Source organism: Streptomyces winkii, from assembly GCF_032248595.1.
Lineage (GTDB): Bacteria > Actinomycetota > Actinomycetes > Streptomycetales > Streptomycetaceae > Streptomyces > Streptomyces winkii.
This window is the reverse complement of the sequence record NZ_JASTTH010000001.1, coordinates 978306-1001418: the sequence shown is the minus strand read 5'-3', so window position 1 is coordinate 1001418 and position 23113 is coordinate 978306. Positions and strand designations below refer to the sequence as shown.

The window sequence follows — 23113 nt, the reverse complement described above, 5'->3', positions numbered from 1 at the left end:
GAGGGTTCGGCAGAACCTCCCCGGGCAGTGACGTCGTAGCACCGCGAGCTCAACAGACCGCACAACCTCACGAGTTGGCGTGATGCTGGAGAGACGTGCTGACGATGTGCTCGGCGATGGCGAGTGCCGAAGTCGCTCCCGGTGACGGCGCGTTGCGCACATGCACCATGTGCTCGGTCCCCGAAATGACGAAGTCGTCGACCAGGGCGCCGCGGCCGTCCATCGCCTGTGCGCGGATGCCCCGCGGCCCGCGCGTGACGTCGTGGTGAGCGAGGGCCGGAACGTACTTCCGCGCCTCGGCGACGAAGCGCCGCGAGCTGAGGGCGGTACGCGCCTCGCGGACGGCCGCCGGGAGATTGCGGGCTGCGAACCGCCAGAATCCGGCGAACCCGAGGGCTTCCCGCACGTCTCGGGGAACGAACCGCCGGCCTTCGTAGACCTCCCGTCCGGATGACAGAAAGGCGTTGGGGCCCAACAGAACTGCGCCGTCGATCCGCTTGGTGAGGTGGACACCCAGGAACGGGTAGCGGGGGTCGGGCACCGGATAGATGAGCCCGTTGACCAGATGGCTTTTACTCGCGTGCATCAGGAAGTAATCGCCGTAGAAGGGCACGATCCGCGGCTCGTCGGGTTCCCCTGCCGTACGTGCCAGGCGGTCGGAGTGGAGACCGGCGCAGGCGATCACGAGATCGAACTCCTCGGTCAGTGAGCCTGCCGTGAGGCGGACCGCTCGTTTGTGCCGCTCCAGGGCCGTGACCTCTTCGCCAAGCCGTACGGAGCCACCGGCCGCGCGGAGATCCTCCGACAGCGCGGCCGTGAGCGCCGCGTAGTCGACGATCGCGGTGTGCGGCGAGTGCAGTGCACGGATTCCCTGCGCGTGCGGCTCGAGTTGGGTGATCTCGTCACGGTCGATCAAGCGAACGCCTGGGACACCGTTGGCTACGGCTCGGCTGTGGATGTCGTCGAGGCGGGATGCTTGTTTCTCGTCGAGTGCGACGACGATCTTGCCGCACTCCTCGTAGGGGATCCGGTGCTCCCGCACAGCCTCTCGCAGCAGGCCGACTCCCCTCCTGCAGAGGGTGGCCTTGAGGCTCCCCGGCTCGTAATAGAGACCGGCGTGCACGACACCGCTGTTGTGTCCCGTCTGGTGGGCGGCCAGCCGGTCCTCCTTCTCGAACAGGGTGACCTCGAACCCATCGGCCTCCCGGGCGAGTTGGCGGGCGACCGACACTCCGACGATGCCGCCACCGACGACGGCTGCACGCTTCTTCGTGTGGCTCACCGGCCTCCCACCTCCACCACTCCGTCCACGCGTCGGGGCAGAGACCAGGGGTTCCCCGACTGCACCGGCGGGGGCAGCGCGGCATCGGGTGCCCCCTGGTAGGTGACGGGCCGGGTGAACCGGTCGAGGGCGGCCGCGCCGATCGAGGTCGACGCGGGCACCGTGGTTGCCGGCCAGGGCCCGCCGTGCTGCTGTCCCCATGCGGTGGCGACGCCGGTCGGCCATCCGTCGACCACGACCCGGCCGACCAGAGGCGTGACGGCTTCGAGCAGAGGGCCGACGTCGGAGTCCCGCTCACCGCCCGACATCACGCAGGCGGCCAGGGCTCCCTGAAGGCCGGTCACCACTGTGAGCAGTTGTGGCATGTCGTCGTACTCGACCACCAGCGCGACCGGTCCGAAGCACTCCGCGAGGAGGCGACTGCCTGGCCGCACGGCGCCGATCGGTGCGGCCAGCAGGGTCGACGCGACCGACCAGCCGTGCGCGGGGCCCGCCACCTGTGAGACGACGATCGCCCCGGCCTCGACCAGCTCGGTCACGCCGGTAGTTGCCGAGGCGGCGATGTTCTCGGTCAGGCACCACGCTCGGGGTGCGCAACTCCCGAGCGCACGCGCCGCGTCGGCAGCGAATTCCGACCCGGACGGCGCGAAGAGCAGACCGGGCTTCGTACAGAACTGGCCGGCGCCGCCGGTGAACGACTCGACGAAGCCAGCGGCGACTTCAGCCTTGCGCGCGGCGCCGGCCGGGGTGAGGACCACCGGGTTCACGGTTCCCATCTCGGCGAACACGGGGATCACCACCTCACGCTCGTTGGCGAGCCGCCAGAGGTGCTGGCCACCCTGCTGCGAGCCGGTGAAGGCCACCGCGGATATATGTTCCGACCGCACCAGGTCGGCGCCGCACTCGAAACCGGTGACGAGCGCGAAGGTACCGTCCGGCGCCCCGACCCGCTCCAGGACGCGTGCGGCGAGGTCGGCGAGCCGTGCGCTGAGCCCCGGGTGTGCCGGATGGCCTTTCACCACGACAGGGCACCCGGCCGCGAGCGCGGAGGCGGTGTCGTTGCCCAATACTCCAAAGGCAAAAGGGAAGTTGCTGGCGCCGAAAACCGCGACGGGGCCGAGCGGAATACGTGTGCGGGCCAGGCTGGGCGCGGCTGCTGTCGCACGGTCGATCGTCGCCCCGAGGTAGGAGCCCTCGCACGCGACCTGGGCGTAGAAGCGCAACTGCTCTGCGGTGCGCGCCAGTTCTCCGGCGAGCCGAGTCTCACCCAGCGCCGTCTCCTGGTCGGCGGTGGCGATCAGATCAGTGGCCGTGTCCGGCTCCTCCAGCGCGTCCGCGATCTCACGCAGCCAACGGGCCCGGGAGTTCGGGCTCAACGAGCCGACGGCGCGAGCGGCAGCGCTCGCCGCAGCGAGAGCCTTTTCCACCCGCTCCGGGGGCGTCACCGCAACTGTGCAGGTCACGCTTCCGGTTCGTGGATTCCTGCCTTGCTCGATTGATGGGAGCAAGGCTCTTGTGATGTCCTTCATGCTGTCGTAACGTACAGCCGCACTGAACACCTGTCCAGTGAGAGAGGAGCCAGGAACCCGATGTCCGCCGAGATCACCATCGACCGTGACGGCAGTCCCCACCAGGTCGGCGCGCGCCTCCAGGCATTCCGGGAGGCACGCCGCCTGTCCGTCCGAAAGACCGCGCTCGCCGCCGGAGTCAGCGCCAGCTTCGTGAGCCAGCTGGAGCGCGGTAAGTGCAATGCGAGCGTCGCCGTGCTGCAACGGCTGTGCGACGTGCTCGACATACACGTGTCGGATCTCTTCGCCTCCGCTGACGCGGGCGTCAGGCCAGTGCGGATGGCGACACGCGAGCCGCTCGTCACACGCGAGGGCATCACGAAGTACCTGATCACACCGTCCAGTTACAGCCCGCTCGCGCTCTACGACGCCACGTTCGACCCGACGGCCAACACCGGCGATCCGTACTCGCACGCCGGGCTGATCGAGACGGTCGTCGTCCTCGACCACGAGGTCACCATCCAGCTTGGAGACGACCCCCACATCCTCAAGGCCGGCGACAGCATCTCCTACACATCGGAGACACCTCACCGGATCTCCAATCACACCAACGAGCGCTCACGCGTCCACTGGCTGTGCGCGCCCGTCCTCGCTGCCGGCGAACGCGCCGAATCATCCAGTAACCCGGCGCCGCGCGCCCCTTGATCACGCCCGCCCCCCTGTACATCCGAGAGGGAACACATGCCATGAGCACCGACGAGGCCCACCAGACGCGACCGGTAGCACCCGCGCCGGCGAAGACCCAACAGACCGATCCCACGCCCTCCCGCGAAGCGTCGCGCGTGCTCTCCGCCACGAGCATCGGCAACTTCCTGGAGTGGTACGACTTCGCCGTCTACGGCTTCCTGGCGCCTCAGATCGGCGCGGCGTTCTTCGCCAGCGGTGACCAGGTCACGGACCTGCTCGCCACCTTCGCCATCCTGGGAGTCGCGTTCGTCTCCCGTCCCTTCGGCGGCGTCCTCTTCGGTCACTTCGGCGACAAGCTGGGGCGACGGGGAACGCTCTCCGCGATCATCCTGCTGATGACGGTGGCGACCGCCGCCGTCGGGCTGCTGCCGACGCAGGCTTCGATAGGTCTGTGGGCGCCGGTGCTGCTGGTGGTCTGCCGACTCGCGCAGGGCCTCTCCGCGGGGGCCGAGTTCAACGGCGCTTCCACGTTCGTCGTCGAGCACTCGCCCCACAACCGCCGTGGCCTCTACGCGAGTTCGATCATCTCCACTGTCGGGCTTGGCATCGCCTGCGCCGCCGGCGTCGGCGTGCTCCTCAACGCGGTACTCAGCCCGGAGGCGATGCAGGGCTGGGGTTGGCGGGTTCCGTTCCTGATCTCGCTGCCGCTGGGGCTCTCGGGCCTCTACATGAGGCTGAGGCTGAGCGAGACCAAGGCCTTCAAGCGTGCCGAGGAGTCGAAGCAGATCAGCCGGGCGCCCGTCCTCGAGGCGCTGCGCACCCGCCCGAAGGCCGTGCTGATCCTCTTCTGGGCCGCCGCGGCGCAGGGCGTCAACTACTACATGATGCTCTCCTACATCCCGAACCACCTTCAGGTGAACTCAGGGATGTCCGGCACCGCCGCACTCGGCACGGCGGCGATCGCCGAGCTGGTGCTGGCCGCCTTCGCCCCGGTCGTCGGCATCTACCTGTACAGGGTCGGCCCGCCGCGCATGCTGCTCGCCGGCATGGTCGGCTTCCTCCTGATGAACATCCCGGCGTTCATGCTCTTCGAGTACGGCACCTGGACGACCGCACTCCTCGGTCAGTCGCTGCTCGCCCTGTGCGAAGGCCTGCTCGTGGTCGCCTACACGCTCGTCCAGGTCGAGCTGTTCCCCGCCAGGATCCGCTTCAGCGGGTCGGCACTCGCCTACGGGCTTGCCTACGTGGTGTTCGCCGGCACCGCCGCCTTCGTCGCCACGTTCCTCGCCGACAAGTTCGAGACGCCCTACGCGGCGCCCGTGTACGCCATGACCGTGACGCTGATCGCGATCGCCGTCGTCGCGTCGTGGCTCCCCCGGGAGTACCGCGCCGCGAAGCGCCTGGAGGACGCGCTGCTCACCGCTTCGGAGGAAGTCCGATGACGATGCAGCGGTCGTCCGACGCCGTGGACAGGACCACAGTTCGAGCCGCCCGTGCCTTCGACGGGAGCAGGCAGCTCCCCGAAGCGGTCGTCACCGTTGAGGGCGGACTGATCGTGAACGTCGAGAGCGGCCCGAGTGCGGCTCAGCCGCAGGTCGACATCGACCTCGGCGACTGCACGCTGCTTCCGGGTCTCATCGACACCCATACGCACCTCGTGTGGGATGCCTCCGCCGCTCCCCAGGACCGGGTGGCGCTGGAATCGCCGGAACGGACCGTGCTCCGCGCCGTCGCCCACGCCATGCAGCATCTTCGAGCGGGAGAGACGACCGTCCGCGATCTGGGGGCGACCGGTGCCCTTTCCGTGCCGCTCGCCCAGGCCATCGCGGAGGGGGACGTGACGGGGCCGCGCGTGGTCCCCTGCGGCCGGGCGATCGCCATGACCGGTGGTCACGGCTGGTACCTGTGCCACGAGGCCGACGGACCGGACGCGGTGCGCGCCGCCGTCCGTTCAGAGATCAAGCACGGCGCCCGGGCGATCAAGCTCATAGCGTCCGGCGGGGTGTACGGGGAGAACGAGCGCCCCGAGGAGCCCCAACTCTCGCGCGCCGAGGTGGAGGTGGCGGTCGAGGAGGCTCACAAGGCGGGCTGCCGCGTGGCGGCGCACGCGTACTCGCCCGCGGTGATCGGCATGCTGCTCGACGTGGGCGTCGACAGCATCGAGCACGGCTCGCTGCTGGACGCACCCACCGCGCGGCGGATGCGGGAACAAGGCGTCGCGCTGGTCCCGACGTTGTGTGTCTTCGACGCGATACACAGCGCCTACGCGGACCAGCCCGACTCGCCCATCACCACCAAGGCCGCGGAGATCCGGACGAAGTCGCTCGAGGCCTGCCGCGTGGCCGCCGAGCACGGCGTCACGATCGCCGTGGGCACCGACTCCGGCGCCCCGGGAAACCCTCACGGGGCCGTTGCGCAGGAGATGCGGCTCATGGTTGAGGCAGGTCTTTCACCGGCCGAGGCCCTGCGCGCGGCGACGGGAGCCGCAGCCGAAGTGATCGGACTCGGCGGCAGAGTCGGCCAGTTGACCGAGGGACACGCCGCCGACCTCGTGGCCGTGCGGGGCAACCCCATGGCGGAGATCCAAGCCGTCCGCGACGTGGCGCTGGTGATGCTGGACGGGCGGATCATCGACGGTGCGTGACGCTCGGAGGACGATCAAGTCCCGGGAAGGGGCGTAGAGATGGACGCAGACGTCGCTGTGATCGGCGTCGGAACGATCGGCAGCATGGCCATGTGGCGGCTCGCCGAGCGCGGCGTGGAGGCCATCGGCTTCGAACGGTACGCGCCGGGACACGACCGGGGTGCGGCCGGCGGGAACACCCGGCTGTTCCGGCTCGCCTACATGGAGGGCGCCCAGTACGTGCCGCTTCTGAAGCAGTCCCTCGGGCTGTGGCGCGAGTTGTCCCGGCAGTCGGCAACCAACCTGCTGGTCCAGTGCGGCGGCCTGAACATCGGCCGCCTCCGGGACACTTCGATGCGGCAGGTCGCCGAGTCGGCGAGCAGCCACAACCTGGAACTCCAGACCCTGGGACGGGCGGAGATGGCTGACAGGTATCCCCAACATGTCCTGGCTGAGGACGAGTCGGCCTACTTCGATCCTGAGGCGGGATTCCTCAGGAGCGAGCAGTCGGTGGTGGTGGCGGCAGCCCGCGCTGAGTCTCTGGGTGCACGGATCCTCCGCTACCACCGGGTGGAACGTATCGAGCCGGGGCATGACGGCGTCGTCATCGAGGCCGAGGGGTCGACGTGGAAGGTGCGGACGGCGATCCTCGCCCTCGGCTCGTGGGCTCCCTCGTGGTTGCCGTCGGCCCTGGCACGCAGCGTGCGCCCCAAGCGGGTTCTGCTGTCCTGGTTCGCTCCGAGGCACATTCAGGACTTCGAGCCTGAAGTGTTCCCTGTCTTCACCCGCCAGAGCGGGAGCGACTTCCTCTACGGTGCCCCCACCGCGGACCACGCATCAGTGAAGGTGTGCGGGCTCCGGCCGTCGGACATCGACGACCCGGACCGTTTCGAACGCCGGCACGGGCCCGACGAACTCGCGAGCATGATCGAGCTGTTGCGGTCGCACATCACGGGGCTTCATCCGGATCCGGTTCGCTCGGCGAGCTTCACCGACCTGTACTCCAGCGACGGTCACGGAATCACCGGACACCACCCGCAGACCCCGAACATCGTGCTCGCCGGCGCCTACTCCGGACGCGGCTTCAAGTTCGCCCCCGCCGTCGGGGACGCGGTCGCACGCCTCGCCGTCGGTGAGGCCGTTCCCGAGATCGCGTTCATGGCACCGGAGCGTTTCGCCTCGACCGGGGGCCACCGGTGATCGGCAGCGGCGCGCCCGATGTGACGGGTGAGATCGCCCGGTTCGTCTCCGAGACACGTTTCGAGAACCTTGATTTCGACACCGTCGAACACCTGAAGCGGCTGATCCTGGACGGCGTTGCCAACTCCATGGGCGGCCTGCACACGGCAGCCTCCCGCATCCAGAGCGGCGTCCTCTCCGACCTCGGCGCCGAACCGGCCGCGCGCATCCTCGGATCGGGCGAACAAGCCTCCCTGCTGACCGCGGCCTACGTCAACGCGGCCTGCGCAAACGCGCTCGACTTCGACGACACCTACAAGACCTTCCTCCACCCCGGGGCCACAGCCATCGCGCCGTCGCTCGCCGTGGCGGAGAAGCTCTCAGCCCACGGGCGCGACGTCATCGCCGCGGTCGCGGTCGGATACGAGGTGCCGATCCGGGTCGCCGAAGCAGCCTTCCCGAGTCCGGAACGACTGCGTCAAGTCTGGGGGTTCGCCCCCTGGCAGACCCTTGGCGCCGCAGCCGCGACCGCCAACCTGCTCCGGCTCGACACGGAGACCACCCGACATGCCCTCGGCGCGGCCGCATTCAACGCTCCCGTCCCCAGCGTCCGCAAGATCGGCCTTGAGCCGGAGGACCGGCCGCTCTCGTGGACGAAGAACAACTACGGATGGGCCGCGATGGGCGGAGTGCTCGGATCGCTGCTCGCCCGCGACGGCTTCCGGAGCAGCCGCACCGTGCTGGACGGCGATCACGGATTCTGGATGATGGCGGGCTCGGACCGGTACGACACCGAGCTTCTGACCGCCGGCCTCGGCAGGGAATTCCGCCTCCGGGCAACCCAGGTCAAGCCCTACGCGTCGTGCCGCTGGACCCATTCCGCCCTCGACTGCATCCGGCAGATGCGGCGTCGCGCCGACCTGCCCGCGTTCTCGGAGATCGAGCGAATCGAGGTGCACACCTTCCGCGAGCTGGCGTCGAACTTCACGAACCCAACCCCGGAGGACATCGTCGACGCCCAGTTCAGCCTGCCGTACCTGCTCGCCCTGGAACTCGCAGAACGGTCGCCGTCACGAGGACTGACCGAGCCCGACCTCACCGACCCCACGGTCCTCGATACGGCCGCCCGCATCACCGTCCATCACGACAAGGGGATGGACGCCTCGTTCCACTCCGGGCACATGCCATCGCGCGTCGTGTGCCACCTCCGCGCAGGCGAGGTCGTCGAGACGACGGTGACCGATCCGGTATGGGGCAGCCCCGGGCATCCGTTCACCGACGACGACCTGTTGGCCAAGTGCACTGCCCTCGTCGAACGTGCCTGGGACCCTGCCGCGACCCGAAAGCTCATCGACGGAATCCTGCGTCTCGACCGCGTCGCCGACCTCACCACAATCCTCCCAGGCTGACCCGGCCATGCTCAGTTCGCGGAAAGATCGCCGGGAGGGGCGTCGGTACGGACTGCGGTCCGTCCTCGTGCCGAGTCTCTGACCGCAGTACGGCCACCGCCCGGAAACACTTTCGCGCGAGCCGCCGTCCGGATGATGAGGTGCACGGCTGGTCCTGATTCTCCTGTTCATGATGGCGGCCGATACCTCCGAGGTCTTCGTCGGCCCGATCGGGCTGTCCCTGGCGGTCGTCGCCGTGCGCGCGTGCGCGATCTTCAAGGGAGTCTTCCGTTACGGGGAGCGGCTCGCCGGTCATGACGCCGCGTTGAGAGTCCTGGCCGATCTGCGGACAAGGGTGTTCGACGCCGTCGCTGAGCGAAGGGAAACGGTCCGGGACGGGGACGTGCTGACCCGCATGGTCTCCGACGTCGACGGGGTGCAGGACCTGCTCCTGCGCTGTGCACTGCCCGCGCTCGCCGCGCCCGCAACCGGCGCGGCGGCCCTCGGCCTGGTGAGCGCGGTGCATCCACCGGCGGGCGCCGTGCTGGCGACGGGCCTGACCGTCGCCGGCCTGCTGGTGCCCGGCGCCGTGTACCTCACGAGCAGAAGGACCGGGGCACTCATCGCCGAGGCACGCACGAAGCTCACACTCGCCGGCCTGGACGTGCTCGAGGGTGCCGAGGACCTGGCCGCGTTCGGCGCCACCGCTCGAGCCATGGGCACGGCCGCCGAAGCAGCGGAGCGCCTGGCCCGCCTCGAACGCCGCGCCGCAGCGATCACCGGCACAGCCACGGCGGTCAGCATCATCGTCCAAGCGGCAACCGCTCTCGCCATGCTCCTCGCCGCCCGCGCCGAGGGCACTGTAACCACAGCGATGCTGACCCTGACAGCCCTGGTCGCCGTAGAGACCGCCCTGCCGCTGACCGCCGCGGCACACCACCTCTCCGCAGCGTCCCCCGCCGCACGCCGAGTCGCGGCGCTCCTTGCCCCTCCACCCCCACGCCGCCCGGCCGGGACCCCGCAGGACGCTGCGTGCCCGGGCCGGGCGGACGGTCGGCTGGCGATGCCGTCGGGGCCGCTCGGCATCGCGCTCCTCGGGGTGCGTGCCGACTACGGGGGCCGGCCGGCGCTGTGCGGTGTCGACCTGCACATCGAACGCGGGCGTCGGGTGGCTGTGGTGGGTGCCAGCGGAGCGGGAAAAAGCTCGTTGCTGGCGGCGCTCTGCGGTGAGCTGCCGATCTCGGGTGCGCTCACCCTCGCCGGAGCCGACTGGGGGCGCTATGACCCGGTGGATGTGCGGCGTGCCGTCCGGGGTCTCACCCAGGACGCGCACATCTTCACCGCAACGATCCGCGCCAACCTGCTGCTGGCCCGCCCCGACGCCACGGACGCGGACCTGGAGGCCGCCGCACGCCGCGCCCACCTCCTTGCCTTCGTCGACTCCCTCCCGTCCCGTTGGGATACCGAGATCAGCCCGACCACGCTCTCCGGCGGCCAGCGCCAGCGCGTCCTGCTGGCCCGTGCGTTCCTGGCAGACCCGCAGATCCTGCTCCTCGACGAACCCACCGAGGGACTCGACGCCCAGACGGCAGACGCCATCACCAGCGGCCTCCTGTCCTCCCCGACAGGGGGAACCCTCGTCCTTGTCACCCACCGCCTCACCGTCCTCGACGATGCCGACGAGATCCTCGTCATGGACTCCGGCCGCATCGTCCAACGCGGCCCCCACACCCACCTGTCCGCAGCCCCCGGCCCGTACCGCGACCTCCTCGACGCCGAACAGCTCACGACCCGTCACCTGGAACTCGCGCCCTCGACGTCATCGGCGACAGCCTCCAACTCCTGCGCTCCTCGCCGCCGGTGTCCATGACCCCGGCGGGACGAGGCCGGGCCGACTGCATACCGACGGTGGCTTTGCGGGTCGTGGGCTGTTTGTGGGCCAGCCCGGCTGACAGGTCGTCACCTAGTACTCCAGTGAGAGTTCGTGTCCTGGGCTGGTTGGTTTCGTTGTGCTGGGCATGGTGGGGGCGGATGAAGCCGGCTTGTAGGCCGCGGAGTTGGAGACGGCGTTCGGGCGGGTTGCGGGTCGGTGTTCGCGGGTGGACCTGCGGTGGCGGATGCGGGAGTACGTCCGCAGCCTGATGGGTCCTGTGCAGCGGAAGAATGGCTGGCAACTGGCCGAATACGCAGGTCATCACGGGCCGGCTGGCTTCCAGCACCTACTCAACGGCGCACGTTGGGATGCCGACGGAGTCCGTGATGATCTACAGCATTACGTCGCCGACCGGCTCGGCTGCGAGGACGGCGTACTGGTGGTGGATGACACCGGCTTCCTGAAGAAGGGGACCACCTCGGCCGGTGTCCAGCGGCAGTATTCCGGCACGGCCGGCCGCACCGAAAACTGCCAGATCGGGGTGTTCGCCGCCTACGCGACCAGCCGTGGACGGGCCCTGGTGGACCGGGAGTTGTATCTCCCGAAGTCCTGGACCACGGACCCGGGCCGGTGTCAGGCGGCGCGTATCCCCAGCTCCCGCGGGTTTGCCACGAAGGGTGAGCTGGCTCGCGCGATGATCCTGCGAGTTCTGCTGGCCTCACCCCTGCCCATCGCTTGGGTGACCGGCGATTGTGCTTATGGCCAAGAAGGGCGCATGCGCCGCACGTTGGAGGAAGCCGGGGTCAGCTACGTGCTGGCGGTTCCCAAGTCCCAGCAGCTGCCCGCCCCCTTCACCCGCATCGACCGGGCCTTCGCCGACGCTCCAAAGCAGGCATGGGAGCGTCGCTCGTGCGGGGACGGTGCCAAGGGACCACGGGCCTATGACTGGGCCGCGGCCCGCCTGCCGGTCATCGACGTCTTCGACGGCGATGACCCCACCCACCGGCGGTGGATTCTGGCCAGCCGCAGCCTCACCCACCCGCAGGAGATCGCGTACTTCCTGGCCTACGCACCCCACGAGACGACGGTCGGCGACCTTGTCCGCGTTGCCGGCACACGCTGGGCGATCGAAGAAGCCTTCCAGGCCGCCAAGAACGAATGCGGCCTGGACCAGTACGAAGTCCGCCGCTACGTGGGCTGGTATCGGCACATCACCCTGGCCATGCTCGTCCACGCCACCCTTGCCGCCCTCACCGCTCAGACCAACGAAAAGGGGGCTGCAGAAACGACACCACCAGCACTGTCCCCCTCACCGTGGCAGAGGTCCGACGGCTCATGGACGCTCTGCTTCCCCGCCCAAAACCCCACCACGACCCCACCCAACACGCCCTGAACTGGTCCCACTGGCGAAGACACCACCAAGCCACCGCCCGACACTGCCACTATCAAAGAAGAACCAGCCCAGGACACGAACTCTCACTGGAGTACTAGCTGCGTGGTATTGGTGGCGGGCGCTAAGGATTATCTCCATCACTTTCCTCGCAGCGCCCACTTCTTGCGGGACACCTCGCAGGGGCTCACTGCTCAACTACGGAACGCGCCACTCGAAACGAGCACCCTTCTCGTCGAGGGCCATGTGTAGGTACAGCACGCAAATCCACTGAAATCTTGCAGGTTCTGAGCTGTGGGCTATTTGTGGGACCGGGAGGCTGACACTCCATCACCTAACACTCTGACCTGCGAAAACTCCTGGGACTCGGACGGCCTCCGGAGCCGTGTGCGCAGGTTCGAATCCTGCCGGGGGTACTCCTTCTGAAGTGCCCAAACGCCCTGTGACCAGCGTGGATGCTGGAAGCGGGGCGTTGTTGCGTGTGCAGGCGGATGCGGCTCCGAGTCGATCGCGCAGCGCGTCCAGTCGAGCTGTCCGCGGCCGCCCAGATCGTCCAGGATCACGCGGTGGAGCTTGGCCCACACCCGAGCCTTCACGGTCACCATCGCCGAACACCGGCCCAGCAGCAGCCTCCTCTACCTTGTGGGCCGCGTCCCCTTCGTCCTCCCACTGCGCACCCTCACCCGCGCAAGCGCGAACTCCCCGCTCCACAGGACTTCCTGAGCGCGGTCAACTGCCCACACAACCCTTTGGTATTCCGGAAGGCCCGCCAGCACGGTGGCAACATCCAAGCCCTGGCCACGCCCACTGGATTTCCAGCATGGGTCAGCGATGTCGGACCCGGCTCAGTACACGACGTGACCGCCGCCCGCGAACACGTTCTGGGCGCCTTGTACTGGGCCGCCTCTCAACTCGCCCTGCCCACCCCGGCCGACAACGGCTACGACGAAGCCGGAATCGGCGTGTTCACACCGGTCAAGCTGCCAGCAGACGGTCAGGTGCTCGACGTGGACACGCGAACCTACAACACCCTACTCCGCAGCCTGCGATGTCTCGGCGAAGCGGATTCGCCCTGCTCACCGGCCGCTGGCGCGCCCTGCGACACGTCACCCCCCCCCCGCAAGATCAGCCACACCGTCGAAGCCGCACTTGTACTCACCCATTTCGAACACGGCATGACCAACTGAAAGTTGGTGAGATCACCTCACTTGCGTCAGCTCAGGCTTTCCGCCACCGACAGGTAATCGGTGTAGATCTGCGGTGAGCCGGAGAACGAAGCCAGCTGCTTCCATTCCTCGTACATCTGCTTCGTGTCCCGATAGGCCTTGGCGAATGCGGCAGCCTCTGCAGTCGCGATGTCCGCATCAGGATAGAACGCATGGAGTGCCGCGAGGCTGGCAATCTCCATAAGCACTACATACTGATCCAGCCGGTTTCCGCGCTCGCCTTTCAGCAGGCGGAATTTCCAGTCGGGATAGTCCTCGATGCGATGATGATTTTCAGCGATGAAGCTTTCGAAGGTCTCTGCCCGGACGTCGGGGCGCAGCGCGAGATTGTGGATGCCGATCACGCGGGCGAGAGGTTCTTCTCCTGGGCCGCGCTCCTGATAACGCGGCCCATCGGCGACGGTGCTTTTCTTGTTTTCCGCCAGCAAGCGGTAGTCGGTATAGATCGTGGGCAATTCGCTGAATGTGCCGTATTTCCTCCATTCGCGGACAAGCTTCCGGGCCTCGGGACGATCGTTCCAGAACTGGCGTGCCAATTCTGTTTGATTGCCGTCAGCCGCCAGGTAGCGGTCGCGCTGCCCGGCGTCATCGATCTCGAACAGCATCATGTATTGGCCGGCTCGTTCGCCACGCAGGCCGCGCAGCAGCGTCCAGCGCCATCCGGGGTAGCAGGGGATGTGCACGCCTTTATGGCGAACAAAGACTTCGAATTGCTCCGGCGTCACGCCGGCCTCGGTATCGATAGCGATGTAGTACAGACTGAAGACTGGTGCGTCTGACGTGTCATGGCGTGGCATTCAATGCTCCATGGGTCTCGACTGCTATTGGGTGAATCTGCTGGTCTAAGTCACATTTGGTTGTTCCGAAGTTCGACAACAAGTCAAGCGCTCGTCGAGCTGTAACGGCGTTCCTGCCCTCCCGATTCGGCGCGTTCCCCCTCCCCTTGGGCGTGGTTTCACCAGCCACGGCCGTGAGGTTCTGCCCACGCCTCGGGCGGGCCAAAACGCCTAGCCGTCGGCTCCTTCCTCTCCCAGACCTTGCATGATCCGGTCGTTCATCTCGGCCTCTTGGCCGTCGATGCACTTGGCGTAGATCTTGAGCAGGACCTCTACCGAGTGGCCTGCTGGTCGGGCGAACCTCCGGAGCAGGGACACCGGAGTTGCTGGGAGAGGCAGGCGTGCCGCAGGTCGTAGGGCTTGGCCGCCAGCACCGATGACACCTGTTCCGGCATGAGGGCCAGCTCCCGCGCCTGCCGCCAGACCCTGTAGTACGACGATGAGGCGACGACGTTTCCTCGCTCGCCGGCGAAGATCCGGGCGTGGCCGCCCGCCCGAACGCCTCCCCCGCCCAGGTCCGTGACGCTCTCCTGAACAACACCACGAGCGGCAAGGTCCAGGACCCGAGGCCCGGTTCGCCGAACAAGCTCCTCCACAGCCTGTTCTGATCCGACGTGGGTGTGGAGTCGCCCTCCTCCGCACCAGACCGTGCCGCCAACGGTGAGCACCGCGGCGGCACTTCGCCTCCCGGCCTGCCCCACCGGCTCAGTACCGCAGAGGACCGCGAGCACGTACCCTCCGGTGGCGCTCGGCATGCCAACCGGTTCAGAGGGCGTCCACGGCGCTCACCTTCCAGCCCCCTGCCGTGGGCACCATCGTCATCCGGACCCGGTTGAGGTCCACTCGCGGGCTCTTGGCCTGGGTGTTCTTGGTGATCTGGTTCATGAAGAGCAGGACGACGACCCGGTCCTGGGAGGCCGAGACCACCGAGGCGGCCGGGGTGCCGCCGGAGCGGGGTTCGGCAACCGTGGCGGTGACCTCGCCCTTGTACTTCTTCGCGGTCGGGCCGACCACCTTCTCGGTCGTCTTCGCGTACTCCTGGCGGAAGCCGCCTGTGAGGTGGGTGCGGGCCTTCGCGAAGTCGCGGCCCAGGTGCTGGTAGCGGTAGCTGAGGATGTCGGGGGCGGCCTTGCGGGCGGCGGCCAGGGCCTGGGCCCGTGCTTCCCGCGTGCCCTCGCCGGACTGCTGTAGCCAGCCGAACACCGCCGCCGAGACCAGGCTCACGACGACGAGTGCGGCGAGCAATACCATGCGCGCGCCGTGCCCGCGCCGCTCCGGCCCCGCCGCGCGCTCTCCGGTCCCCTCGGCCTGCCGCACCTTCGGTGACGGTTCCGCGCGCGGTGCCTTCGCCTCGGCGGTCACCGTGGGCGGCTCGTCGCTCTCCTCGGCCCGCGCACGTTCGGCCCGCTTGGTGGCCGCTCGGGCGGCGGCCGCGACAGCGCGGTTGCGGCTCGCGCCGGATCCGGTACGAGTACGGACTGGTGACTTCACCATGGGTCCTCCTCTCCTTTCTGCGCGTCAGGCCACGAACTCGACGTTCGAAGTGAGCCAGCGTCCGTGCTCATGCGCGAGGTCGAGTTGCAGGCGGTAGTTGCGCGTCTCCCCCCGGGGGTTGGAGATGTTCTTCACCGTGCTGTCGGCGACGACCAGCACCCGCGCCGTCTTCTCGTCGGCCCGGACGACGCCCGCCTCCAGGACCTGCCCCTTCGAGACCGACTTGTTCTGGGTGACGAGCTTCGTCAACTCCTCGGTCTGCGCGGAGAATTGCTTCTTGAACCGGCCCGTGGCGCCGTTGAGGACGTTCCTGCTGTCCGCCTTGTAGGTCTTGTAGTGCAGCGACGTGAAGTTCACCGCTGTCTGCCGTGCGGCGGAGAGGACGTCCTGCCGGCGCTGCTCCTCCTGGTGCTGTCCGTAGACCTGGTGGGCGAAGTAGCCGGAGAGCGCGAGCAGCGCTACCGCCGCGGCGACAAGCGTCGCGGTGATCGTCCGCCCGGTGCCGTCCAGGCGGCTGACGAGACGGGTGGCCGTGCGGCCCGCGGTGCGGGTCATGCCATGGGTCCAACGAGCAGCCATTGCCAGGAGTCCTTTCCGAACGTGCTCTGTCCCCCGCCTGAGGAGCCGATGCGAACGGTTCGTCCGTCAGGCCCGAGGACCGTTCCGCTCTCCGGGTCGTAGGGGCTGACCTGTGCCGCGGTCTGATCGCCCGTAGCGCCGTCGGTTCCGCCCGACCCGGAGGGCCGGGGAGAGTTCTGTGCCCCGCGGACGTTGGTGCCGCTGCCGCGTGGCGCCGTGCAGCGGGCGTAGGTGTTGGCGGGCCGCTCGCCGGTGTCGGAGGGGTCACGGCGCTTCGTGCTCTCGTAGCCCTGCCGGCACGCGGGCGGGTCGTCGGCGTTGACGACCAGCCCGAAGTGCGTGGTGCCGTCACCGGGGACGACGGTCTTGCTGCCGGCGACGGTGAGCGGGAACGCGACGAGCATCTGCTCCATCCCGGGCAGCCGGGCCGAGGTGATCTGGCCGCCGCTGATGAGGTTGCCGATCAGCAGGGGCAGGGCCGACTCGTTGGCTTTGATCAGGGAGTCGATCCGCGGTGCGGCCTTCTGTCCGTTCTCCAGCAGATTGCGGAGGTCCCCGTCCCCGGACTTGACGTCGCCGCTGAGGAGAGCCAGGTCGCGGGAGAAGGACTTGATCGCCGACCCCTTGTCCACCTGCGTCTTGAGCACGGTCTCGGAGTTCTCGATCAGCGAGATCGTCTGCGGCAGTGAAGCGGTCGCGGACTTGACCAGCTTGTCGCCCGAGTCGACCGTACGGCCCAGGTTCGGTCCCGTTCCGGCGAAGGCCTTGCCCAACTCGGCGACTGTGACGCGGAGGTCCTTCTTGCCGACGGAGCCGGTGAGCCGGTCCAGGCTGAGGATCAGGTCCGTCGTGGGGAGCGGCACCCGTGTGTCCCGCCGCGCGATGGTGCTGCCGTCCTTCAGATAGGGGCCGCTCCGGGTGCGGGGCTGGAGGTCGACGTGCTGCTCGCCGACCGCCGAGCGGTTGGCCACCACGGCGAGGGAGTCGGACGGGATGCGCGGGCCGTCGTCGAGCCTCATCTCGACCGAGACACCGTCCGGTCCGGACAGTCTCAGCGCTCCCACGCGGCCCACGGGGACCCCCCGGTAGGTGACCTCGGCGCCCTTGAAGATCCCGCCCGAGTCGGCGAACCGGGCCCGCACGGTGTAGCCGCGGTCCGTGAAGCGGTCGGCCAGCCCGGCGTACTCGGCTCCGACGTACGAGACACCGACGGCTGTGACGGTGGCGAACGCGATGAGCTGGACCCTGACGGTACGGGTGAGCATCACGGGTACATCCCCCCTGTCATGAGCCGCACGAGAGAGGCGGACACCCCGTTCCCGTACTGGGGTTGCCCGTCGTGCTCCCGGTAGGAGACGGGGTCGCCGGTGCACAGCGGCGGGCACAGAGCTCCGCCCCCGCCGCCGCTCCCTCCGTCTCCGCCGCCGTCCCCGGGCAGGTTCGGCACGTCGGGCACGTCGGGCACAGCGGGCACGTCGGGGGAGTCAGGGAGATCCGGCAGCTTCGGGGTTCCGGGGCCGGGCTTCTTCGGTTTCTTCCCGTCGGCGAGATTGCCGTAGACGCTGTCGAAGTCGAGGTCGGCCGTCATCTTCATGTTGACGTAGTCGCCCTTGACCGCGTCCGCGGCGTTGCGTGGGAAGGGGTAAGTGGTCAGCAGTTCCAGGGAGTCGGGCAGGTCGCTGCCCGCCTTGTTCAACTGCCGGAGAATCGGCGCCAGATGCCGCAGGTTCGCGACCGTGTCGTCGCGGGACGCGTTGACGACCCGGGTTCCGGTCTTCCCCAGTTTCGACAGGGAGGTCAGCATCTTCGTGAGCTTGCGCCGCTCGTCGGCCAGTACCTTCAGGGCCGGCGGCAGGGTGTCCAGGGCGGTGCCGACCGTCTTGCGCTCCCGCTTCATCCGTGCGGAGAGCCTGTCGATCCCCTTCAGCGCACGCACGATCTCGTCGCGCTGCTTGTCGAGGCCGCCCACGAATTCGTCGAGCTGCTTGAGGAGGGACTTGACACGGTCCTCCCGGCCGCCGAGGGCGTGGTTCAACTCCGTGGTGATGATCTTGAGTTGGGCCACGCCGCCGCCGTTCAGCAGCGCCGAGAGGGCGGAGAGGACCTCTTCGATCTCGGCACTGGAGCCGCTTCTGGACAGCGGGATCACCGCTCCGTCCCGGAGCCTGCCGTGCGGGCGCTTCACTCCCCCGGGCTTGGACAACGCCACGTACTTCTCGCCGAGGATGCTCGTCTGGCGCACCGAGGCGACGGCGTTGCCCGGCAGCTTCACGTGATCGGCCACCCGCAACCGGGCCCGCGCGTGCCAGCCGTCCAGCTGGATCTTCTCGACGGTGCCGACCGTGACGTTGTTGACCTTCACGGTGGACTGCGGCACGAGATCGAGCACGTCCCGGAACTCGACGGTGACGCGATAGGCACCGTCACCGGCAGCGGCACCACCGGGCAGCGGCACGTCGTAGAGCCCGCTGAACGTGCAGCCCGACAGCAGCGATCCGGTGAGGCCCCAGACCACGGCAGTCTTGACGGCTCGCTGCCCCGCGTTCTGCGGCGCACTGTGCGCTGTGCTGTTCACGGCGTTCATGCGCGGCCCTCCAGGATTCCGCCGAGGGACCGGTCCATGCGGGGCTTCTCCACCTTCGGGGCACCGGCCGAAGGCAGCTCGGGAAGCGAGTCGAAGAGGTCCTTCAGAGCCCCGCAGTCGGTCTTCGGGTCGGACGTCTTCAGCAGGGAGCACAGCACGGCGCCCGGATCCTGCGCCTGTTCGGCGTTGTTCCGGGTGTCGAGCGTGCCTGAGGACGGGTTGTACGCCTCCTTCAGGTTGGACAGTGCGGTGGGAGAGGCGTCCATCAGCTCCTCAAGGGCGCTGCGCTGCTTGACCAGTACGCGGGTCACCTTGCTCAGGCCCCGCACGTTGGAGCTGAGGGACTTCTTGTTCTCCCTGATGAAGCCGGACACGTCCCGCAGGGCGATCGCCAGGTACCGCACCGCGGCGACCAGGTCCTTCCGCTCCCCGGCGAGGGTTTTCGACGCCTTGGCCAGGTTGTCGTTGAAGGACCGTACGCTGCCGTCGTCGGCGGCGAGGGCGGCCGTGAAGACCTGGAGGTTCCGGATCGAGCCGAACATGTCGCTTCGTCCGTCGGAGAGCGTCGTCAGGGCCTTCGACAGGTCGTGGACCGTGCGGTTGACCTGCTTGCCCTGGCCGTCGAGGTTGTCGGCGCTGACGCCGAGGAGCCGGGAGAGCGAGCCGTCCTTGTTGGCCCCCTTGGGGCCCAGAGCCTCGGACGTCATGTGGAGGCTGTCGTAGACGCGGTCCAGCTCCACCGGCTCGGCGGTGCGCTTCTGGGGGATGACCGCGCCGTCGGGCATCACCGGGCCCTTCCGGTAGACGGGCAGGAGCTGCACGTAACGGTCGCTGACGACCGAGGAGTTGATGATCGCCGCCTCGGCGCCGGCGGGGATCTTGCGGTCGGCGGGGAGTTCGAGGAGTACGCGGACCCGCTTGCCCTGCGGGGTGACGTCCTTGACCTCGCCCACCTTGACTCCCAGTACGCGCACGTCTGAGCCGGGGTAGATGCCGACGGTGCGGGCGAAGTAGGCGGTGACCTTCTTGGTGTCGTTCCCGGGCCATGCCACGATCACCGCCGCGGCGACCACCGCCAGCGCGACGGCGAGCGCGAGCGCGGAGCGCGGGTTGCCGCGCAGGCGGTGCAGGGAGCCGAGCGCGGCAGGCAGAGGCTTCATCGTGATCCTCCCGGCTTCACGTCGGGGCCGCCGCGGGGACTCCCGGGCACGGCCACCAGGTTCTGCACGTACGAGTCGAACCAGGGCCCGTTCCCGAGGGTGTTGGCGAAGACGCGTGAGTACGGGCCGAGCAGTTCGGCGCTGCGGTCGAGGCTCTTCTGGTTGCGTTCGAGCATCCGCACCACGGTGTGCAGGCGGTTCAGGGCGGGGCCTATCTGCGCACGGTTGTCCTTCACCAGGCCGGAGAGCTGCACGCTCATCCGCACCGCGTTCTTCAGCAGCGAGTGGATGACCTTCCGCCGTGCGTCGATCTCCTTGAACAACTTGTCGCCGTCGTCGATCAGTTCGGTGAAGTCCCCGGACCGCTTGGCCAGAACGCCGCTGACGCCCTTGGAGTGCCGGAGCAGTTCACGCAGCTTCGCGTCGCGTGAGGAGACCGTTCGCGACAGCTTCGCCAGGCCCTTGATGGAGGCCCTGACCTCCTCCGGCGAGTCCTTGAAGGTGGCGGAGAGGGTGTCCATGGACTTGGCGAGCCGCTTCTTGTCGACCTTCTCCGTGGTGGTCGTCAGATCGCTGAACGCCTCCACCACGTCGTAGGCGGGGGTGGTACGGGAACGCGGGATGGTGCTGCCCTCCTCCAACTGCCCCGGGCCGTCCGGCTCCAGCGCGAGGAACTTCGCGCCGAGGATCGTCTTGACGCGGATGGCGGCGCCGGTGCGCTTGCCCAGCGCGGGGTCGCCCCTGAGGCGGAAGGACACCCGGACGTGGTCGCCGTCGAGGGCCACCTCGTCGACCTTGCCGGCCTTCACCCCCGCGATGCGGACCTCGTCGCCCGGCTTGAGACCGCCCGCCTCGGAGAAGGAGGCGCTGTAGTGGTCGCCGCTGCCGATCAGCGGCAGGTCGTCGATGTTGAACGCGGCCGCGGTGAGCAGCGCGAGGGTGGTGAGGCCCGCGATTCCGATCTTTACGGGGCTGCGGTCACGGAAGAGGGTCATCCGCCGCACCTCCCCTGGTCGACGTGGTACTCGGGAGTGATCACCTTGGCGGTCTTCGGCAGCACGACCCTGCCGTCGAAATCGCACAGGTAGAAGTTGAACCAGGAGCCGTACGTGGCGGTGCCGGTCAGCTTGTTGAGCTTGCCGGGCAGCCGCTGGATCACGCCCTCGACGGTCTTCTCGTGCCCGTTCAGCGTGTTGGAGAGTTTCGACAGCTCCCCGATGTCCGTCTTCAGCGCCGGGCGGCCGTCCTCCAGGAGTCCGGCGGTGGCGCCGGTCAGATCGTTGATGTCGGACAGTGAGTCGCCGATCGGCTTGCGGTCGGCAGACAGCCCGGAGATGAGCCGCCTGAGCTGGGTGAGCAGGGAGGAGAAGCGTGCGCTGCGCTTGTCCAGCGTGGCCAGCACGGTGTTGAGGTTCGTGATGACCGAGCCGATCAGTTTGTCGCGTTGAGCGAGCGTCGTCGTGAGCGAGGCGGTGTGCGCGAGCAGGCTGCCCACGGTGCCGCCCTCGCCCTGCAGCGTCTTGATGATCTCCGTTGCCAGCTGGTTGACGTCGCGCGGACTCAGCGCGGCGAAGAGGGGTTTGAAGCCGTTGAGGAGCACGTTGAGGTCGAGCGCGGGCTGCGTTCGGGAGAGCGGGATGTGCCCGCCGTCCGGCAGCCGCGATCCGTTCCCCGCACCTTCCGTGAGGGCGACGTACCGCTGGCCGACCAGGCTGCGGTAGCGGATGGTGGCCCCCGTGCTCCGCAACAGCGGACGCTTGTCGGTGACGGTGAACTCGACCTCGGCCAGCTTGCGGTGCGCGATCCGGATGTCCTCGACCTCGCCCACCCGTACTCCGGCCACGCGGATGTCGTCACCCACCTCAAGGCTCGTGACGTCGCTGAAGGTGGCGGTGTAGGTCTTCTCGGGCTCGAAGTCGAAGTTGACGATGGTGGCCGCGAGCAGCGCCGTCGCCGCCACCGTCACCACGGTGAAGAGGCCGAACTTGGTCAGGGGCCCGGTGATCGTGCGGGCGCTCATGCGACGTTCACCTTGGTCCCACGCGCCATCGGCCCGAACAGCAGGGTGGCCACCGGCGGCACGTCGTCTGCGGACTCGCCCATGACCGGTGCCACGAGCGGCCCGATGAGCCGCTGTTCGGATGCGGTCCCCGACACGGGGCCGAGTCCGCCCGCAGCGGCGGACCCCGACCGCTTGCTCGAAGTCCCATCCGCGAACGGGTAGTTGGGCGCCGGCACCGGCGGGTTCGGCAACCCGGCGCAGTAGGGACCGGTACGGGCCTCGTTGCGCGGTTCCTCACCGGGCTTGTAGCCGGGGCGCGGCCGTACGAACTCGAGCGTGATCCGCATCTTGCCGCCCCTGAACGCGGCGTCGGAGCGCCTGCTCTGGTCCACCAGGCCGTTCAGCAGGCACGGGTACTGGGGGGAGTACTCGTCCAGGAGGGCCAGCGTGGGGCGGGACACCCGCCCCAGAGTGATGAGACGGTCCTCGTTCTTGTCGAGGAAGCCGTCGAGGGTGTCGGACGTGGTCGTGGTCCCGGTCAGGAACGCCCGCAGGGTCTGCTTCTTCTCCACCACCGTCCGGCTGGTGGTGACGGTGTTGCGCAGTACGCGCAGCAAATCGGGCGCCGCGTCCGCATAGATCTCCGTCGTGTCGGCGAGGCGGGATATGTCCCGCTGGAGCGCCGGCATGTGCGGGTTGAGCTCGCGCAAGTAGGCCTCCAGCCTGGCGAAGTTGGAGCCGATCTTCTCTCCCCGCCCCTCAAGTGCCGTGGAGAAGGCGGAGAGTGTGGCGTTGAGGTCTCCGGGACGCACGGCCCGCAGGAGCGGCAGTAGGTCGTCCATCAGCTTCTGGAGCTCGATTCCCGCCCTGGTGCGGTCCTGGGTGATGACGTCGCCGTCCTCGATGTGCCGGTTCGAGGAACTGCCCGTGGTGATCAGGTCGACGTACTTCTCGCCGAAGAGCGTCTTGGGCAACAGCCGGGCGCGCACGTCCGACGGGATGTGCCTGGTCTGTCCGGGCTCCAGGGCGATGTCCAGCGTCGCCTTCCTCCCGTCGGCCCGCACACCGCGGACCTCGCCGACGATCAGGCCGCGCAGTTTGACGTCCGAGCGCCGCTGCAGTTGGTTGCCGAGGGAGTCGGCCTCCAGCGTGATCCGCACGACCGACGTGAACGCCTGCTGGTAGACGGCGACGGTCAGCGACAGCAGCAGGGTGAGCACAGTGAGGAAGACGACTCCGTACAGCCGCAGCCGGGCGGCGGCCGACAGTCGTCCGTGTATCGCGGCGGGCATCGGCATCGGC

General features: G+C 68.5%; 20 protein-coding genes, 1 tRNA gene and 2 pseudogenes. 10 read left to right on the top strand and 13 right to left on the bottom strand.

Annotation, left to right across the window (positions count from 1 at the left end):
- Window positions 1-67: 67 nt before the first annotated feature.
- Both lhgO and QQM67_RS04320 read right to left on the bottom strand, forming a co-directional pair.
- The gene (lhgO, locus tag QQM67_RS04325; protein ID WP_314172161.1) at window positions 68-1282 is read right to left on the bottom strand and encodes an L-2-hydroxyglutarate oxidase; all 1215 of its coding nucleotides are present in this window, start codon (window positions 1280-1282) and stop codon (window positions 68-70) included.
- Entirely contained in the window at window positions 1279-2811 is a 1533-nt protein-coding gene (locus QQM67_RS04320) for an aldehyde dehydrogenase family protein (protein ID WP_314172160.1), read from the bottom strand. Before QQM67_RS04320 ends, lhgO begins: the two co-directional genes overlap by 4 nt.
- A gap of 60 nt (window positions 2812-2871) precedes the next feature.
- On the opposite strand from QQM67_RS04320, the gene QQM67_RS04315 reads away from it, so the two are divergent.
- From QQM67_RS04315 to QQM67_RS04280, 8 genes are all read left to right on the top strand, one after another.
- Complete coding sequence (locus QQM67_RS04315; protein ID WP_314172159.1) at window positions 2872-3495, top strand: helix-turn-helix domain-containing protein; 624 nt, start codon at window positions 2872-2874, stop codon at window positions 3493-3495.
- A gap of 41 nt (window positions 3496-3536) precedes the next feature.
- Window positions 3537-4919 carry an MFS transporter gene (locus tag QQM67_RS04310; protein WP_314172158.1) on the top strand — a complete coding sequence of 461 codons (1383 nt, stop codon included), beginning with the start codon at window positions 3537-3539 and terminating at the stop codon, window positions 4917-4919.
- On the top strand, window positions 4916-6121 hold the full coding sequence (locus tag QQM67_RS04305; protein ID WP_314172157.1) for a metal-dependent hydrolase family protein: 1206 nt from the start codon (window positions 4916-4918) through the stop codon (window positions 6119-6121). The genes QQM67_RS04310 and QQM67_RS04305 overlap by 4 nt, the downstream gene beginning before the upstream one ends.
- A gap of 39 nt (window positions 6122-6160) precedes the next feature.
- On the top strand, window positions 6161-7300 hold the full coding sequence (gene solA / locus QQM67_RS04300; RefSeq protein ID WP_314172156.1) for an N-methyl-L-tryptophan oxidase: 1140 nt from the start codon (window positions 6161-6163) through the stop codon (window positions 7298-7300).
- Window positions 7297-8688, top strand: coding sequence for an MmgE/PrpD family protein (locus tag QQM67_RS04295; RefSeq protein ID WP_314172155.1), 1392 nt, complete (start codon window positions 7297-7299; stop codon window positions 8686-8688). Before solA ends, QQM67_RS04295 begins: the two co-directional genes overlap by 4 nt.
- Before the next feature lie 169 nt (window positions 8689-8857).
- A complete protein-coding gene (gene cydC, locus QQM67_RS04290; protein ID WP_314172154.1) occupies window positions 8858-10537 on the top strand; it encodes a thiol reductant ABC exporter subunit CydC in 1680 nt (559 codons plus the stop codon).
- Window positions 10538-10724: 187 nt separating this feature from the next.
- A complete protein-coding gene (locus QQM67_RS04285; RefSeq protein ID WP_314172153.1) occupies window positions 10725-11933 on the top strand; it encodes an IS701 family transposase in 1209 nt (402 codons plus the stop codon).
- Window positions 11934-12275: 342 nt separating this feature from the next.
- Window positions 12276-12346 (top strand) — tRNA-Arg (locus tag QQM67_RS04280).
- 84 nt (window positions 12347-12430) lie between these two features.
- Here QQM67_RS04280 and QQM67_RS04275 read toward each other — a convergent pair.
- Window positions 12431-12523 (bottom strand): annotated as a pseudogene (locus tag QQM67_RS04275) (IS5/IS1182 family transposase); the annotation flags it as partial.
- Here QQM67_RS04275 and QQM67_RS30575 point away from each other — a divergent pair.
- Window positions 12497-13117: a transposase family protein gene (locus tag QQM67_RS30575; RefSeq protein ID WP_449657447.1), complete on the top strand. Its 621-nt coding sequence runs from the start codon at window positions 12497-12499 to the stop codon at window positions 13115-13117. The pseudogene QQM67_RS04275 and the gene QQM67_RS30575 overlap by 27 nt on opposite strands.
- A 26-nt stretch (window positions 13118-13143) precedes the next feature.
- Here the strand turns inward: QQM67_RS30575 and QQM67_RS04265 are convergent, their stop codons facing one another.
- Window positions 13144-13953, bottom strand: coding sequence for a hypothetical protein (locus tag QQM67_RS04265; RefSeq protein ID WP_314172152.1), 810 nt, complete (start codon window positions 13951-13953; stop codon window positions 13144-13146).
- A gap of 210 nt (window positions 13954-14163) precedes the next feature.
- Window positions 14164-14471, bottom strand: a pseudogene (locus QQM67_RS30760) (tyrosine-type recombinase/integrase); the annotation flags it as partial.
- Between the two features lie 3 nt (window positions 14472-14474).
- Between QQM67_RS30760 and QQM67_RS04255 the strand changes: the two are divergent.
- Window positions 14475-14600, top strand: a complete 126-nt coding sequence (locus tag QQM67_RS04255) for a hypothetical protein (protein ID WP_314172251.1) — start codon at window positions 14475-14477, stop codon at window positions 14598-14600.
- Window positions 14601-14757: 157 nt separating this feature from the next.
- Here the strand turns inward: QQM67_RS04255 and QQM67_RS04250 are convergent, their stop codons facing one another.
- Genes QQM67_RS04250 through QQM67_RS04215 form a run of 8 tightly spaced genes read right to left on the bottom strand, consistent with a single transcriptional unit; the run spans window position 14758 to window position 23109 of the window.
- Window positions 14758-15486: a hypothetical protein gene (locus QQM67_RS04250; RefSeq protein ID WP_314172150.1), complete on the bottom strand. Its 729-nt coding sequence runs from the start codon at window positions 15484-15486 to the stop codon at window positions 14758-14760.
- A gap of 24 nt (window positions 15487-15510) precedes the next feature.
- Complete coding sequence (locus QQM67_RS04245; RefSeq protein WP_314172149.1) at window positions 15511-16065, bottom strand: hypothetical protein; 555 nt, start codon at window positions 16063-16065, stop codon at window positions 15511-15513.
- Complete coding sequence (locus QQM67_RS04240) at window positions 16038-17330, bottom strand: MlaD family protein (protein ID WP_314172248.1); 1293 nt, start codon at window positions 17328-17330, stop codon at window positions 16038-16040. Before QQM67_RS04240 ends, QQM67_RS04245 begins: the two co-directional genes overlap by 28 nt.
- Window positions 17330-18649: an MCE family protein gene (locus QQM67_RS04235; protein WP_314172148.1), complete on the bottom strand. Its 1320-nt coding sequence runs from the start codon at window positions 18647-18649 to the stop codon at window positions 17330-17332. The genes QQM67_RS04240 and QQM67_RS04235 overlap by 1 nt, the downstream gene beginning before the upstream one ends.
- Complete coding sequence (locus QQM67_RS04230) at window positions 18646-19809, bottom strand: MCE family protein (protein WP_314172147.1); 1164 nt, start codon at window positions 19807-19809, stop codon at window positions 18646-18648. Before QQM67_RS04230 ends, QQM67_RS04235 begins: the two co-directional genes overlap by 4 nt.
- On the bottom strand, window positions 19806-20804 hold the full coding sequence (locus QQM67_RS04225; protein ID WP_314172146.1) for an MCE family protein: 999 nt from the start codon (window positions 20802-20804) through the stop codon (window positions 19806-19808). Before QQM67_RS04225 ends, QQM67_RS04230 begins: the two co-directional genes overlap by 4 nt.
- Entirely contained in the window at window positions 20801-21829 is a 1029-nt protein-coding gene (locus QQM67_RS04220; RefSeq protein ID WP_314172145.1) for an MlaD family protein, read from the bottom strand. Before QQM67_RS04220 ends, QQM67_RS04225 begins: the two co-directional genes overlap by 4 nt.
- Window positions 21826-23109, bottom strand: coding sequence for an MCE family protein (locus tag QQM67_RS04215; RefSeq protein WP_314172144.1), 1284 nt, complete (start codon window positions 23107-23109; stop codon window positions 21826-21828). The genes QQM67_RS04220 and QQM67_RS04215 overlap by 4 nt, the downstream gene beginning before the upstream one ends.
- Window positions 23110-23113: the final 4 nt, after the last annotated feature.